At 64.5% G+C, this 13,280-nt stretch carries 17 protein-coding genes; 3 read left to right on the forward strand and 14 right to left on the reverse strand.

Annotation, left to right across the window (positions count from 1 at the left end; genetic code table 11):
• Nucleotides 1–91: 91 nt before the first annotated feature.
• From V1288_RS06420 to V1288_RS06430, 3 genes are all read right to left on the reverse strand, one after another.
• Nucleotides 92–1,363 (reverse strand): RNA polymerase sigma factor, encoded by a 1,272-nt coding sequence (locus tag V1288_RS06420; protein ID WP_334356267.1) that lies wholly within the window; start codon nt 1,361–1,363, stop codon nt 92–94.
• Nucleotides 1,360–1,728 carry a YciI family protein gene (locus V1288_RS06425; protein WP_334356268.1) on the reverse strand — a complete coding sequence of 123 codons (369 nt, stop codon included), beginning with the start codon at nt 1,726–1,728 and terminating at the stop codon, nt 1,360–1,362. Before V1288_RS06425 ends, V1288_RS06420 begins: the two co-directional genes overlap by 4 nt.
• 90 nt (nt 1,729–1,818) lie before the next feature.
• Nucleotides 1,819–2,025, reverse strand: a complete 207-nt coding sequence (locus tag V1288_RS06430) for a hypothetical protein (protein ID WP_334356269.1) — start codon at nt 2,023–2,025, stop codon at nt 1,819–1,821.
• Between the two features lie 164 nt (nt 2,026–2,189).
• On the opposite strand from V1288_RS06430, the gene V1288_RS06435 reads away from it, so the two are divergent.
• Both V1288_RS06435 and V1288_RS06440 read left to right on the forward strand, forming a co-directional pair.
• Nucleotides 2,190–3,155, forward strand: coding sequence for a 2-hydroxyacid dehydrogenase (locus V1288_RS06435; protein WP_334356270.1), 966 nt, complete (start codon nt 2,190–2,192; stop codon nt 3,153–3,155).
• 92 nt (nt 3,156–3,247) lie between these two features.
• Nucleotides 3,248–5,245, forward strand: a complete 1,998-nt coding sequence (locus V1288_RS06440) for a methyl-accepting chemotaxis protein (RefSeq protein WP_334356271.1) — start codon at nt 3,248–3,250, stop codon at nt 5,243–5,245.
• A 158-nt stretch (nt 5,246–5,403) separates the two neighbouring features.
• Here V1288_RS06440 and V1288_RS06445 read toward each other — a convergent pair whose 3' ends face one another.
• Complete coding sequence (locus tag V1288_RS06445) at nt 5,404–6,057, reverse strand: TetR/AcrR family transcriptional regulator (protein WP_334356272.1); 654 nt, start codon at nt 6,055–6,057, stop codon at nt 5,404–5,406.
• A gap of 108 nt (nt 6,058–6,165) precedes the next feature.
• On the opposite strand from V1288_RS06445, the gene V1288_RS06450 reads away from it, so the two are divergent.
• On the forward strand, nt 6,166–6,810 hold the full coding sequence (locus V1288_RS06450) for a glutathione binding-like protein (protein WP_334356273.1): 645 nt from the start codon (nt 6,166–6,168) through the stop codon (nt 6,808–6,810).
• Nucleotides 6,811–6,974: 164 nt separating this feature from the next.
• On the opposite strand, the gene V1288_RS06455 is transcribed toward V1288_RS06450, so the two are convergent.
• The 10 genes from V1288_RS06455 to ruvC form a co-directional block, all read right to left on the reverse strand.
• Complete coding sequence (locus V1288_RS06455; RefSeq protein ID WP_334356274.1) at nt 6,975–7,541, reverse strand: TetR/AcrR family transcriptional regulator; 567 nt, start codon at nt 7,539–7,541, stop codon at nt 6,975–6,977.
• Between the two features lie 4 nt (nt 7,542–7,545).
• Nucleotides 7,546–8,013 carry a nuclear transport factor 2 family protein gene (locus V1288_RS06460; protein WP_334356275.1) on the reverse strand — a complete coding sequence of 156 codons (468 nt, stop codon included), beginning with the start codon at nt 8,011–8,013 and terminating at the stop codon, nt 7,546–7,548.
• Nucleotides 8,014–8,080: 67 nt separating this feature from the next.
• Nucleotides 8,081–8,533 carry a tol-pal system-associated acyl-CoA thioesterase gene (gene ybgC, locus V1288_RS06465; protein ID WP_334356276.1) on the reverse strand — a complete coding sequence of 151 codons (453 nt, stop codon included), beginning with the start codon at nt 8,531–8,533 and terminating at the stop codon, nt 8,081–8,083.
• A 25-nt stretch (nt 8,534–8,558) separates the two neighbouring features.
• Nucleotides 8,559–8,747 (reverse strand): type II toxin-antitoxin system VapB family antitoxin, encoded by a 189-nt coding sequence (locus V1288_RS06470; RefSeq protein ID WP_334361211.1) that lies wholly within the window; start codon nt 8,745–8,747, stop codon nt 8,559–8,561.
• A 49-nt stretch (nt 8,748–8,796) separates the two neighbouring features.
• Nucleotides 8,797–9,708: a metallophosphoesterase gene (locus tag V1288_RS06475; RefSeq protein WP_334356277.1), complete on the reverse strand. Its 912-nt coding sequence runs from the start codon at nt 9,706–9,708 to the stop codon at nt 8,797–8,799.
• 216 nt (nt 9,709–9,924) lie between these two features.
• Nucleotides 9,925–10,974, reverse strand: coding sequence for a Holliday junction branch migration DNA helicase RuvB (gene ruvB / locus V1288_RS06480; RefSeq protein ID WP_334356278.1), 1,050 nt, complete (start codon nt 10,972–10,974; stop codon nt 9,925–9,927).
• Entirely contained in the window at nt 10,971–11,390 is a 420-nt protein-coding gene (locus V1288_RS06485) for a cytidine deaminase (protein WP_334356279.1), read from the reverse strand. Before V1288_RS06485 ends, ruvB begins: the two co-directional genes overlap by 4 nt.
• A gap of 173 nt (nt 11,391–11,563) precedes the next feature.
• Entirely contained in the window at nt 11,564–12,010 is a 447-nt protein-coding gene (locus V1288_RS06490) for a hypothetical protein (RefSeq protein ID WP_334356280.1), read from the reverse strand.
• Nucleotides 12,007–12,624, reverse strand: a complete 618-nt coding sequence (gene ruvA, locus V1288_RS06495) for a Holliday junction branch migration protein RuvA (RefSeq protein WP_334356281.1) — start codon at nt 12,622–12,624, stop codon at nt 12,007–12,009. Before ruvA ends, V1288_RS06490 begins: the two co-directional genes overlap by 4 nt.
• A complete protein-coding gene (gene ruvC / locus V1288_RS06500) occupies nt 12,621–13,148 on the reverse strand; it encodes a crossover junction endodeoxyribonuclease RuvC (RefSeq protein WP_334356282.1) in 528 nt (175 codons plus the stop codon). Before ruvC ends, ruvA begins: the two co-directional genes overlap by 4 nt.
• Nucleotides 13,149–13,280 lie beyond the last annotated feature (132 nt).

The following is a 13,280-nucleotide window of genomic DNA, read 5'->3' on the forward strand; positions in this document are numbered from 1 at the left end:
ATAGAACCCCTCATCCGCCTTCGCTTCGCGAAGGCACCTTCTCCCACAAGGGGAGAAGGGAAGAAGCGACAAGGGGAGAAGGAAGAAGAGTCTACTTCCCCGCCTTCTTGCCGCGGGGCTGGCTGTCGCGCTGCAGGCGGTCGAGGTGCATGCGGATGTGGGCGGCTTCGGCCGAGGTGTTGGCCAGCGCAATGGCGCGGTCGAAGGCGGTGCGGGCCTCGTCGTTGCGGCCGAGCTGCATCAGGAAGGCGCCGCGCACGCCGAAGAAATGAAAATAGTTCGACAGCCGCGGCGCCAACGGCTCGATCATGTCGAGGGCGGCCTGCGGTCCCTTCACCTTGGATACCGCGACCGCGCGGTTCAGCGTCACCACCGGCGACGGCTGCATGACCTCGAGCGCGCCGTAGAGCAGGTCGATCTGGGTCCAGTCGGTATCCTGCGGCTTTTCGGCGCGGGCATGCAGCGCTGCGATCGCGGCCTGCACCTGATAAGGCCCGCTGCGGCGATGGCGCATCGCCTTGTCGATCAGCGCCAGTCCCTCGGCGATGAGAGACTTATTCCATAGCGAGCGATCCTGATCGTCGAGCAGGATCACCGCGCCATCGGCATCGAACCGCGCCGCAGCGCGCGCATGCTGTATCAGTAGCAACGCGGTCAGCCCCATGATCTCGGGCTCGCTCTGGAACAGCCGCAGCAAGAGCCGCGCCAGACGAATCGCCTCCTCGCACAAGGGGCTGCGAATCTCCGCGGTATCGCCCGAGGCCGAATAGCCCTCGTTGAAGATCAGGTAGATCATGGCGGCGACGGAGGTGAGGCGCTCGGAGCGCTCCACCGCGCCGGGTGTTTCGAACGGCACGTCGGCGTCGGCGACCCGGGCCTTCGCGCGCGTGATGCGCTGCTCCATCGCGGCTTCCGAGACCAGGAAAGCGCGCGCGATCTGCTTCACCGTGAGCCCTGAGACGATGCGCAGCGCAAGCGCGATCTGCTGGGTCGCCGGCAGGTCCGGATGGCAGCAAATGAACAGGAGCCGCAAAATGTCGTCGCGATAGTGCGAGCCGTCGAGACGCTCGGCCAACTGTTCCTCGGCGTCATCAAGATCGGAAATCGCCTCGTCCTCGGGCAACGCCTCTTGCTTCTTGCTCCGCCTGATGTCGTCGATCGCGACATTGCGCCCGACCATGATCAGCCACGCCGCGGGATCGCGCGGCGGGCCATTCTGCGGCCAGCTCTTCAGCGCCCGCAGGCAGGCGTTCTGAAACGCCTCCTCGGCGGTGTCGAGATTGCGGAAATAGCGCAGCAACGCGCCGACCGCCTGGGGGCGAGCCGAGGTCAGCGCGGCATCGATCCAGGCGGTATCAGTCACGGCTGCACACTCCCGGGCCTGAACTGGCCGACGGGCCGGACCTCGTAGGCGCCGCCGGGATTGGCCGCGCCGAGGTCGCGGGCGACATCGAGCGCCTCGTCGAGATTCTTGCAGTCGACGAGATAGAAGCCGAGCAGCTGCTCCTTGGTTTCGGCATAGGGGCCGTCCAGCACCAGTGGCGGATCGTCCTTGCGCAGCGTGGCCGCCGCCGTCGTCGGCAGCAACCGCGCGACCGGACCGAGCCGACCCTGTTTGGTCAGCTTGTCCTGCACGACGGCAAGCTTATTCATGACCGCGGCGTCCTGTTCCTTGGTCCAGGAACCGACAAGGTCTTCGTCGTGATAGCAAAGGATGGCGTAAAGCATGAGAACTGGCATCTCCGTTGTCATGATGACGAACGATTATGCCCGGAGCCGACAGGGGCGTCGAAGAAATTTTGAATGTTCCAGCGCCGGTCAGGGACCGATGATCGGAGGCGATGGCGGATTGAAGTGCCGGTAGGTGTGGACGGCCGCCTTGGAACAAAGGCTGCACACGACGAGAACCAGAAAGATGGTTTTCGCCGCCCTCCTGAAGGCTTCGATCCCTGTGATGCCAGCGTCGCGCTGACTGTTCCGCCAGGAAATCGCCAGCGATACCGCCACCGCCGCGATGATGGCCACCTGTATCATCAATAGGCACCACATTTGGCGATCCGGCAGGAGGCGGGCGCAAATGCCGCGATCAAGATCAATTTGCGCAACTGAAGCCTCCCTTGTTGGATGAAAGGAGGATAGAGAAGCGGCTCGATCCGCGATGTGAGGCGGGTCACGCGAAAGGAATGGCAATGAACAAAGGTGCGCTCGCCCTTCTGGTGCATGGCGGAAGTGAAAACTGGTCGCCGCAGCGCTGGAAGAGCCGGTTCGACGAGGTCTGCGAGGGGCGCCGCGTGCTGCTGTTGCCGAATGCCGCGTCCGATCCGGCGGAGGTGCACTACGCCGCGGTGTGGAAGCCAAATCCAGGCGAGCTTGCCGCCTTCCCCAATCTGCGTGTGATCTTCAATCTCGGCGCCGGCGTCGATGCGTTGATGGCCGACCGCTCATTGCCCGACGTGCCGCTGGTGCGCGTGGCCGTCACCGACCTCACGGCGCGAATGACCGAATATGTCGTGCTGCACGTGCTGATGCACCACCGGCAGGAGCCTTACTTGCGGGAGTCGCAGCGCGCCAAGCGCTGGGCGCCGAAAATGCAATGGGCGGCGGGCGCGATCTCGGTCGGCATCATGGGGCTGGGCACGCTCGGAGCTGACGCCGCCGACGCGCTCAAGCGCCTCGGCTTTCGCGTCGCCGGGTGGAGCCGCAGCCCCAGGGCGATCGACGGCATCGATTGCTTTCACGGCGAGGCGCAGTTCGAGGCGTTCCTGCGGCGGACCGACATCCTGGTCTGCCTGCTGCCGCTGACGCCGGAGACGCGGCATATTCTCGACCGCGCGCTGTTTGAGAAACTGAACCGCACCAGCCCGCTCGGCGCGCCGGTGGTAATCAATGCCGGCCGCGGGGGCTTGCAGAACGAGACCGACATCCTGCAATGCCTCGACGACGGCACGCTCAGTGGCGCCTCGCTCGACGTCTACGCCACCGAGCCGCTGCCCGCAGACAGCCCGTTCTGGACCCATCCAAAGGTGGTGCTGACCCCGCACAACGCCGCCGACACCGATCCCGACGAGATCTCGAAATATGTCGCGCAGCAGATCGCGCGCTTCGAGGCCGGCGGCTTGCTGGAGAATGTGGTGGATCGCAACCGGGGGTACTAGGGCGCACGCACAGGTTGTTCGCGACAGCCTCGCAAGGTTGCACGGCCGGCGCCATTCACCCAAAATTAGCAACGTTTCGTTATCCATGCTGGATGGCCAGCACAGCACGAAACGGTTTCTCCCGACACTTCAATCTGGGGCTCAGAACCCGGATCACCGCGGCGCTCGCGCTCGCCTCGGCGGCAACGGCGGTCTTCGTCCTGCTGGGTGCGATGTGGATCATCTCAGGCATCGTCGATCGCGCCGATGAGCGCGAATTGCGCAGCCACTACGACGCGCTGCAATCGAGGCTCGGCCAGGAGGCCCGCCGGGCCGCCGCGATGAGCGCCGTCGTCGCGACCATCCCCGCAGTTCAGGAAGCGATGGCGCGCGACGATCGCGATGCCTTGTTGGCCTTGTTCGGCGCCGGGTTCGCGGCGCTGAAATCCGACTATGGCGTCGACCAGTTCCAGTTTCACACGCCGCCGGCAATATCATATCTACGCATCCATCAGCCGAAGAAATTCGGCGACGACCTCTCCGGATTCCGCAAGACGGTGGTCGCGGCCAATCAGACGCGCAAGCCGATCGTTGGTCTCGAAGGCGGCGTCGCCGGGCTCGGCATCCGCGGCGTCGTTCCGGTCGCGCTGGCCGGCAAGCATCTCGGCTCCGTGGAGTTCGGCCTGACCTTCGGCCAGCCGTTTTTCGACGAGTTCAAGCGCACCCGCGGCGTCGACGTCGCGTTTCATCTTTCGGCGGGCAGCGACTTCAAGCTGTTCGGCGGCACACTGGACGGCCGGAGCTTCTTCTATCCGGCCGACTATGGCGGCGCCCGCGACGGCGGCTTCATTATCCATCAGGGCAAGCTCGGCACCATGCCGGTTGCAGCGTTGCTCGGTCCGATCAAGGATTTTTCCGGCAACTCGATCGGCGCCGTCGAAATCGTGATGGACAACAGCGAGTATGTGACCTCGCTCGATCGCGCGCGCCAGCTCGCCATCGGCATGGCGCTGCTCGGCATCGCCATCGCGGCGGCCGCCGGATTGCTGATCGCCCGCGGCATCTCCCGCCCCATTCTGGCGATCACGGCGGCGATGCGCGATCTCGCGCATGGCAAGCTGGAATTCGAATTGCCGGTCCATCAGCGCCAGGACGAAGTCGGCGAAATGGCGCGGGCCGTGGCGGTGTTCAAGGACAATGCCGTCCGCATGCAACGGATGCAGGCGGATCAGGCGGAAGCCAAGGCCCAATCCGAGCAGGAAAAACGCCGCGCCTTCGCGGCACTGGCCGACAGTTTCGAGGCCAGCGTCCGCGGCGTGGTCGAGCGCGTGTCCGCGGCCGCAACCGAGATGCAGGCGACGGCGCAGTCGATGTCCTCCATCGTCGAGCAATCGCGGCAGCAGACGCTCACGGTTTCCACCGCATCCGCACAGGCTTCCGACAACGTCCAGACCGTTGCTGCGGCGGCCGAAGAATTGTCGTCGTCGATGGGCGAAATCGGCCGGCGGCTGACGCATGCCTCCACTGTCGTCGGCAAGGCCGCGAACGACGGCCAGCAGTCGAACAGCCGCGTCCAGAGCCTCGCCGCCGCTGCGCAAAAAATCGGCGAGGTGGTGTCGCTGATCAACCAGATCGCCAGCCAGACCAACCTGCTCGCGCTGAATGCGACCATCGAGGCTGCGCGCGCCGGCGAGTCCGGCCGCGGCTTTGCGGTCGTCGCCAGCGAAGTGAAGACGCTGGCGACGCAGACGGCCAAGGCGACCGAAGAAATCCGCGCCCAGATCGCGGCGGTTCAAAGCGAAACCACCGCCGCCGTCGAGGGCATCCAGTCGATCTGCACGACGATCCAGGAGGTCGACGAAATTTCCGCGGCGATTGCCGCAGCCGTAGGCCAGCAGGACTCGGCGACGCAGGAAATCGCGCGCAATGTGCAGCAGGCGGCCTCGCGAACCGGCGAGGTTTCGCGCAATATTTCCGGCGTGACGACAGGCATTGGCGCCACCGGCGATGCCGCGCAGGAAGTGCTCTCATCGGCGGGCGAACTGGCCCAGCAATCGAGCAAGCTACGCAGCGAGGTCGACCGCTTCCTCGCCCATATCAGGGCGGCGTGAGGCGAGCACTGATCGGCAATAGACGTGCTCTATCGTCGTCCCTGCGAACGCAGGAACCCATAACCACCAGCGTTTGTCGCGTGGGAAGTCCCGACCGCCGCGTCCTACCGATGGATCACGCGGTATGGGTCCCTGCGTTCGCAGGGACGACGTGAGAGCTAGGCCCGCAGCATCACGCCGATCGCGCCATTGACGATCGCCTCCAGTTCCGCGCGCGGCGTCTGGGCGCGGGCGCGGATGGCGATGGAGTGGATGGTGGCGGAGGCGAGCTGCGCCAGCACGGCGGGATCCGCGCTTTCAGGCAATTCACCTTTCTCCTTGGCGAGGCGGAAGCAGGCGGCAAAGGCCTTGTCCATTTCGGCGAAGCCTTCCAGGACTATGGTGCGGATATCGGGATCGGCGACCGCCTCGGAGGCCGCCGTCATCACCGTGAAGCACCCGCGCGGGCCGGATTCGCCGGACAGGTAGATGTCGAGCGCCACCGCATAGATGCGTTCCAGACGCTTTCGGATCGGCAGTTCGCCGCGGAAAATATCAGCCATCGCGGCGCGCGCGTCCTCGCGATAGCGCCGGTAGCTCTTGATATAGAGCTCGCGCTTGTCGCCGAACGCGCCATAGAGGCTCGGCCGGTTCATGCCGGTGGCGACGGAGAGATCGTCCAGCGACGTCGCCGCGAATCCGTCCTTGCGAAACAGATCAAGCGCCTTGCCGAGCGCGACGTCGGGCTGATAGGCGCGCGGCCGGCCGCGACGCTTGGGCGGCGCGGGGGCGTCGATCTTTGCCGCGGGCGGCCTTTTACTTTTTTGTACCATTTCGCAAGAAATTCCTTGACCCGGTTTATATTATGCGGAACAGTATAAAAATCAATCCCGCCCCGCCTGAGCGCCGGCCTGATTGATCAACCGCCAAGGAGGCAACCCATGGATCTCTATTTCTCACCGCTCGCCTGCTCGCTGGCGACCAGAATCGCGCTGTACGAAGCCGGCGCGGACGCCAACTATCTCGAGGTCGATCCCAAGACCAAGGTGGTGCAGAAGGACGGCTCCGATTTCCGCGCCATCAACCCGCTCGGGCTGGTGCCGACGCTGCGCACCGACGACGGGACGGTGCTGACCGAGAACGCGGCGATCCTGCAATATGTCGCCGACCGCTTTCCAAACGCCGGCATCTCGGCCAACTCGACTGAGGAGCGCAGCCGCCTGCATCAATGGCTCTGCTTCATCGGCACCGAACTGCACAAGGCTCTGTTCGTGCCGCTGCTCGACAAGACGGCGCCGCAGGACGCGAAGACCTATGCACTAACCAAGAACCTGTCGCGGCTCGACTATCTCGAAAACTACCTGAAGGGCCGTGAATTCCTGCTCGATCACTTCAGCGTGGCCGATGCCTATCTCGTCACCATCGTCAACTGGACGATGGCGACGCCGCCGGTCGAACTGGCGAAATGGCCCAACGTGAAGGCCTATTATGAGCGCCTGCGCGCCCGCCCCAGCATCGCGAAGGCGGTCGCCGAGGAGTTCGAGCTGTACAAGGCCGAACTCGCCCGCCACAAGGCGGCGGCGTAAGGCGTTATCTCTCAGCACGTCGTCCCCGCGAACGCGGGGACCCATACCGCGTGATTTCTCTATTTGGCAAAATGGCGGACACCTTCCGTAGCAACAACGGCCGGTGGTTATGGGTCCCTGCTTTCGCATGCTTTCGCAGGGACGACGTCGTTCTAACAGCAACCTCACTCTGACGGCGCCAGCAATCGCGCCGTCAGATCGTTCAGCGCGCGGCGAAAGATTCCGGCATCGTTGCGCGCCCGCGCCAGCACCAGCGCGCCCTGAATGGTCAGTAGCGCGTCCTCGGCACGCCGCTGCGCCTGGCCCTTGCTCAATCCGGATCGCCGCAAAAGCTGCGCCAGCGCAACCTGCCAGCGCGCAAAATAATTATCGACGCTGGCGGCAAACGTGTCGCGCGCCGCCCCGAGCGCGACCAGACCGACCAGGCAGACGCGATCGCCGGAATGAAAATACTGGTCGATGCCCGCGATCATCGCAGCGATCGCGCGCGCGGGATCGGTAGCCTCGCGCAACGGCGCATAGATATTGAGTTCGAACCAGCCGTCGATATCCGCCAGCACCTCGGCGGCCATCTGTTCTTTCCCGCCGGGGAACAAATGATAGAGGCTACCCTTGCCGAGCCCGGTGGCCTCCGTGATCAGCGTCAGCGAGGCCCCCTCATAGCCATGCGCGCGAAACACCTCGCCGAGCGCCCGCAACACGTCCTTGCGCTCGACACCTTTCTTCAACATCGCGTCACAGCGGGTTCTCGCTTAAGCCCGCAACATCGGCCGGGCGCGGTCCCGGGGCCGGCCAGTGAAAGCGCCGTTCGCTCTCCTTGATGGCGATATCGTTGATGCTGGCCTCGCGCCGCCGCATCAGGCCATGCTCGTCGAACTCCCATTGCTCGTTGCCGTAGGAGCGATGCCACTGCCCGGCATCGTCGTGCCATTCATACTGGAAGCGCACGGCGATGCGGTTTTGATCGAACGCCCAGAGATCCTTGATCAGGCGATAGTCGTACTCGCTAGCCCATTTGCGGGTGAGGAAGGCTACGATCGCATCGCGTCCTTGGAAGAATTCGGAGCGATTGCGCCAGCGGCTGTCCTCGGTATAGGCGAGCGACACCCGCACCGGATCGCGCGAGTTCCAGGCGTCTTCCGCCATGCGCGCCTTCTGGGCGGCGGTTTCGCGGGTGAAGGGCGGCAGCGGCGGACGCGACATGAGATTTCTCCGGATGGGCGATCTCCGAAGATTGTACCGATCGGTACAGAGAGTCAATCCGCAAGATTTAGTCGGGGGCCAGATCGGCCTTCATCAACAGCCGCAGCGATTTCGGGATCGGCTTCGCCCGCCCCTCGCTGATAAAGGCGACGCGGACCTCGGCCTTGACCAGCACCTCGTCGGCGCGCCGCACCTCCTGCGCCAGCGTGATGGAAGCGCCCTTCACCGCGACCGGCCACGTCACCACGTCGAGCACGTCGTCCATCCGCGCCGGCCGAAAAAAATCGAGCTGCATCGAGCGCACCACGAAGGCAAAGCCCGGCGTCTCCTCCTGCGCCTGTTCGAACAGTGCCTGCTGCGATGCGCCCATCAGCCGCAAATGATTGGTGCGCCCACGCTCCATGAAGCGCAGGTAGTTGGCGTGATAGACGATGCCGGAAAAATCGGTGTCCTCGTAATAAACGCGGACCTGCATGTGATGGCGACCGTCGCGGATCTCGCCGTCGAGGGAGAAGGTCATTCGAACTGTCAATCCTTGTGAGCGACTAGAAACGGCGGCGCGGCGGGGCTTGTGCGCCTGGATCCGTGCCTCCCATTTCCGCAAGTCTACGACCGGCTTCGCGCTCAACGAAGGCCGTCAATGCCGCCCGCACGACAGCGGATTCGTCCGTAACGCCGGCGAAACGCTGCGCATTTGCAAACAATTGATCGTCGATTGAAACTGTGATTCTCATCTCGGCCACCGCGGTCGTCGAGGAATATAGCTCGACATCATGCGGACGGCTACGCCATTGCCGGCCGGTTTGCCCCCAGCGTCACCAGTACGATTTCCGGTGGCACCCCAAGCCGGAACGGCATGATGCTGCAGCCCAGGCCGCCGGAGACCACGACGTCGCAGTTCATTTTGATATGGCCATAGGCGAGCTGCTGCCCGGACGGCGAGATCGGCGACCAGCCCAGCATCCGCACCTGGCCGCCATGGGTATGCCCGGAGAGCTGCAGCGCGACGCGCGAGGGTACGCGCCTCGCTATGTCGGGTTCATGCGCCATCAGAACGACGGGGGCATCGTCGGTGATCTTCGCCAGCGTCGCGCCGAGATCGTCGACGCCGATCCGCCTGAGCGGCCTGAAACGGCGCGCCGGCATATAGGCGAGCTGGTCGCCGAGACCGGCCAGCCAGAACGAATGGCCGTCCTTATGGAGCTTCTTCGCGTCGTTTTCGTAAACCGGGATGCCGACAGCCTCCAGTGCGCGGCCTGCGCTCGGCAATCCCAGCCCTTCGCGCTGCACGGTCTTGTCTTCCCACCAGTCGTGATTGCCGAGCACCGCGTGCACGCCGAGCGGCGCCTTCAGGCCGGCGAGCACCTGCGCCCAATCGGCATCGGGAATGAAGCGGGTCACCTTGCGATGACCGGCCACGTAGTCTCCGAGCATGACGACGATGTCGGGCTTGAGCGCATTGGTGCGTTCGACAATCTCCTGGATATGATCGAGCGACATCCAGGGATCGCAGGCGTGGAGGTCGGCGATGGCCGCGATCCTGAGCTTGAGACCTGTCGGCCATTGCGGCGGAGAAAGGTTGTACCGCACGACGCGAAGCCGGACGACCGGCGCACCGAACCCGTAAGCGGTGGTCGAGACGCCCAGCGCGCCCAGACCACCCATGCTTTTCAGAAAATGACGGCGTGTTAACATCTGTTCCAATCGTGATGCATCGCAAACATGGTGGCGGATTGAGCCTGAATTGCGGTGCGTTTGTGCAGAACGTCAGCATACCTCCAGCAGCTTCTTACCAGCGGTTCTGCCCGTCGAGCCCATGTTCGATTACGCCGCGGCAAGCAGGCCCCGACGCTCACGCGCGGCAGGCATTTTGCCCTTAGTGCATCGCCGCAATGATCGGGTTCGAAGCGATCAATCGTCGCTGTCGCCGTTGCCGAACAATCCGAACTGCGCGGGATCGCGCGCCGGTTCGGCGAGGCCGAGATGGCGAAAGGCGTGCGAGGTCAGGAGCCTGCCCCGTGGGGTGCGCTGCAAATAGCCGCACTGGATCAGGAACGGCTCGATGATGTCCTCGATGGCGTCGCGCGGCTCCGACAGCGCCGCCGCCATGGTCTCGACGCCGACCGGGCCGCCGCCGTAGTTCAGCGCGATGGTCGTGAGATAGCGCCGGTCCATGGCGTCCAGGCCGGCGGCATCGACCTCCAGCGCGCTCAGCGCGTGGTCGGCGATGGCGCGGTCGACGGAGCTTGCATCCGCCGCCGAAGCAAAATCCCGCACGCGGCGCAACAGGCGGCCGGCGATACGCGGCGTGCCGCGAGCGCGGCGCGCGATCTCGTTGGCGCCATCGGGCGTCATGCCGATATTGAGCACGCGGGCGCCACGGGTGACGATCCTCTCCAGCTCTTCCTCGGTGTAGAAATTCAGCCGCACCGGAATGCCAAAACGATCGCGCAGCGGATTGGTCAGGAGGCCCGCGCGCGTGGTGGCGCCGACGAGCGTGAACTTTGCGAGGTCGATCTTGACCGAGCGCGCCGCAGGGCCCTCGCCGATGATCAGGTCGAGCTGAAAATCCTCCATCGCGGGATAGAGCACTTCCTCCACCGCCGGGCTGAGACGATGGATTTCGTCGATGAACAGGACATCGCGCTCTTCGAGATTGGTGAGCAGCGCGGCGAGATCGCCGGCTTTCGCGATGACGGGGCCTGAGGTGGCGCGAAAGCCGACGCCGAGTTCGCGCGCGACGATCTGCGCCAGCGTGGTCTTGCCAAGACCGGGGGGACCGACGAACAGCACGTGATCCAGCGCCTCGCCCCGCTTGCGCGCGGCCTCGATGAAGATCGAGAGATTCTTGCGCGCCTGCGCCTGCCCGACGAACTCGGACAGCAATTGCGGACGCAGCGCGGTGTCGCCGACATCGTCGGAGCGGCGCTCGGGCGTGACGATGCGGGAGGGCGTGTTCACTCGCTGCCCCGCTTGTACTTGTTGGGCAGCAGTTCGCCGATGGTCACGACTTTCGGCCCACGGCCGCTGTCGGGGACGATGACCCGCGCGTTGGCGTCGTAGTCGTGGATCAGTTCGCGACAGATGCCGCAGGGCGAGACCACCGCGATCTTGCCGGGCTCACCGGGCTTGGGGTGACGCACGGCGACGATGGTTTCGATGCCGTGGTCGCCGTTTTCGGTGATGGCGCGGCCGATGGCGATCGCTTCGGCGCAGACCGCGATCCGGCCGATATAGGCGTCGATATTCACCCCGGTGACGATACGACCGTCGCGGGTGCGCATGGCGGCGCCGACCTCCTGCCAGTCGTCGCGATAGCGCTGGCTGATGGCTTCGGTGGCGACGGCGATCAGCTCTTCGTCCTTGTTGCTCAGCATGGTGGAGAATGCGTTCCTTGGTCAGTCGGTGGCCGGCCGATACCAGTCTATTTCGACAACTCCTTCAGGCCTAGCCGGATCAGTTGCGCGGTCTCGGTATTCTCGCCGGCTCAGCGCTGTGTCGCCGACATCGTCGAAACGGCGCTCGGGGCCAACGATGCGGGAGGGCGGGTTCATGACGTCCTCGCGAGCTGCCGCGTTAAACGCCAGCAAATGATCGATGCAATCAGCGACGCGAAAAGCAGGAGTTCAAGACTGCTCATGGTCTTATCTGCGAGCTCCCGCAAGTAGAAAGGATTCACAATGACCATTTCGATCAGGACTGCAGCAAGCGCAGCTGCCGCTATTGGCACCAATATTGAATAGTGACGAAAGCTCAGGGCTGCGACTGCATGCATAATTCCCGCCAGCAGTGCTGACGGCACGCACAACAAATAAGCGTAAATCACCGCCGCGGCGAGCCAGCCAAGCATCGCCGGTCCGCTGTCAAACTTGACCCACCACACTACGATGCCACAAATCGGCGGCCAAATGAGCACGAAGATCGCAACAATAAAAATAAAGCGCCAAAGCGCTGACAGCGAGCCATCTTTGCCGAGAAAGAACGCCGTTCCGCTCACTTCGCGAGTTCCTTCAGCCCTAACCGAATAAGCTGCGCCGTCTCCGCATTCTCACCCGCGCTGCGCGAGGCGGCGGCGATGGCGGCAGCGGCCTGCGGCTGGCCGTAACCGAGATTGACCAGCGCGGAGATCGCATCGGTAACCGGGCGCGGCGCGCGGTGATCGTCCACTGCCCCGGCAAGATGCACCACCGCCGGATCGACGTTGGCGAACGCCGGCGCCTTGTCTTTCAATTCAGAGACGATGCGTTCGGCGACTTTCGGGCCGACGCCGGGCGTGCGCGATACCGCCGACTTGTCGCGCAGCGCAATCGCATTGGCGAGTTCGGCGGGCGGCAGCGTCGAGAGCACGGCGAGCGCGACCTTGGCGCCGACGCCCTGCACGGTCTGCAGCAGGCGAAACCATTCGCGCTCGGTATCGGTGCGGAAGCCGAACAGCTTTATTTGATCCTCGCGCACGTAAGTCTCGATCGAGAGCACGGCGGCCTCGCCCCGCGACGGCAGCGCCTGCAGCGTACGCGAGGAGCAATGCACCTGATAGCCGACGCCGCCGACGTCGAGGATCACGTAGTCCTCGCCGTAGGAATCGATCAGACCTTTGAGCTTGCCGATCATAGGCTCGCCACTTTCAGCCGCAGCGCTGCGCCCTGGCGGTGATGGGCGTGGGTAATCGCAATCGCCAGCGCGTCGGCAGCGTCGGCGGATTTCGGCTCGGCTTTCGGCAGCAATATTTTCAGCATCACCGCGATCTGGTTCTTGTCGGCGTGGCCGGCGCCGACCACCGTCTTCTTGACCTGGTTGGGCGCGTATTCCGCAACCGAAATGCCGAACATCGCCGGCGCGAGCATGGCGACGCCGCGGGCCTGGCCGAGCTTCAGCGTGGCGACGCCGTCCTTGTTCACAAAGGTCTGTTCGACCGCGGCCTCCACCGGCCTGAAACCGCCGAGGACTGCGGCGAGTCCTTCATGGATCGCCAGGAGGCGGTTGGCCAGCGGCAGACCGTCCGGCGGTTCCACCGAGCCGCAGCCGATGAAGACGAGCCGGTTGCCCTCGGTCTCGATCACGCCCCAGCCGGTGCGGCGCAGGCCGGGGTCGATGCCGATGATCCGGACGGGTTGGCGAATCGGTGGGGATGTCATGCCGTAGTGATAACGCCAGAGCCGGATGAACGAAACATAAAGAGAACGGAAATCCCCTGCCGAGGTGGTCGTATCCGCAGCCGGCGGCGCATCCCGCTGGCTTGTCGTCGTCCCTGCGGAAAGCAGGGACGA

Source organism: Bradyrhizobium sp. AZCC 2176 (genome assembly GCF_036924645.1).
Taxonomy (GTDB): Bacteria; Pseudomonadota; Alphaproteobacteria; order Rhizobiales; family Xanthobacteraceae; genus Bradyrhizobium.

What these genes read in the sequence shown, in the direction of transcription:
- V1288_RS06440 (WP_334356271.1), top strand. Translation starts at nt 3,248, where the DNA reads ATGGCCAGCACAGCACGAAACGGTTTCTCCCGACACTTCAATCTGGGG.
- ruvA (WP_334356281.1), bottom strand. Translation starts at nt 12,624, where the DNA reads ATGATCGGCAAGCTCAAAGGTCTGATCGATTCCTACGGCGAGGACTAC.
- V1288_RS06425 (WP_334356268.1), bottom strand. Translation starts at nt 1,728, where the DNA reads ATGCTTTACGCCATCCTTTGCTATCACGACGAAGACCTTGTCGGTTCC.
- V1288_RS06470 (WP_334361211.1), bottom strand. Translation starts at nt 8,747, where the DNA reads ATGAGAATCACAGTTTCAATCGACGATCAATTGTTTGCAAATGCGCAG.
- V1288_RS06435 (WP_334356270.1), top strand. Translation starts at nt 2,190, where the DNA reads ATGAACAAAGGTGCGCTCGCCCTTCTGGTGCATGGCGGAAGTGAAAAC.
- ruvC (WP_334356282.1), bottom strand. Translation starts at nt 13,148, where the DNA reads ATGACATCCCCACCGATTCGCCAACCCGTCCGGATCATCGGCATCGAC.
- V1288_RS06450 (WP_334356273.1), top strand. Translation starts at nt 6,166, where the DNA reads ATGGATCTCTATTTCTCACCGCTCGCCTGCTCGCTGGCGACCAGAATC.
- V1288_RS06445 (WP_334356272.1), bottom strand. Translation starts at nt 6,057, where the DNA reads ATGGTACAAAAAAGTAAAAGGCCGCCCGCGGCAAAGATCGACGCCCCC.
- V1288_RS06485 (WP_334356279.1), bottom strand. Translation starts at nt 11,390, where the DNA reads ATGCTGAGCAACAAGGACGAAGAGCTGATCGCCGTCGCCACCGAAGCC.
- ybgC (WP_334356276.1), bottom strand. Translation starts at nt 8,533, where the DNA reads ATGACCTTCTCCCTCGACGGCGAGATCCGCGACGGTCGCCATCACATG.
- V1288_RS06460 (WP_334356275.1), bottom strand. Translation starts at nt 8,013, where the DNA reads ATGTCGCGTCCGCCGCTGCCGCCCTTCACCCGCGAAACCGCCGCCCAG.
- V1288_RS06475 (WP_334356277.1), bottom strand. Translation starts at nt 9,708, where the DNA reads ATGTTAACACGCCGTCATTTTCTGAAAAGCATGGGTGGTCTGGGCGCG.
- V1288_RS06455 (WP_334356274.1), bottom strand. Translation starts at nt 7,541, where the DNA reads ATGTTGAAGAAAGGTGTCGAGCGCAAGGACGTGTTGCGGGCGCTCGGC.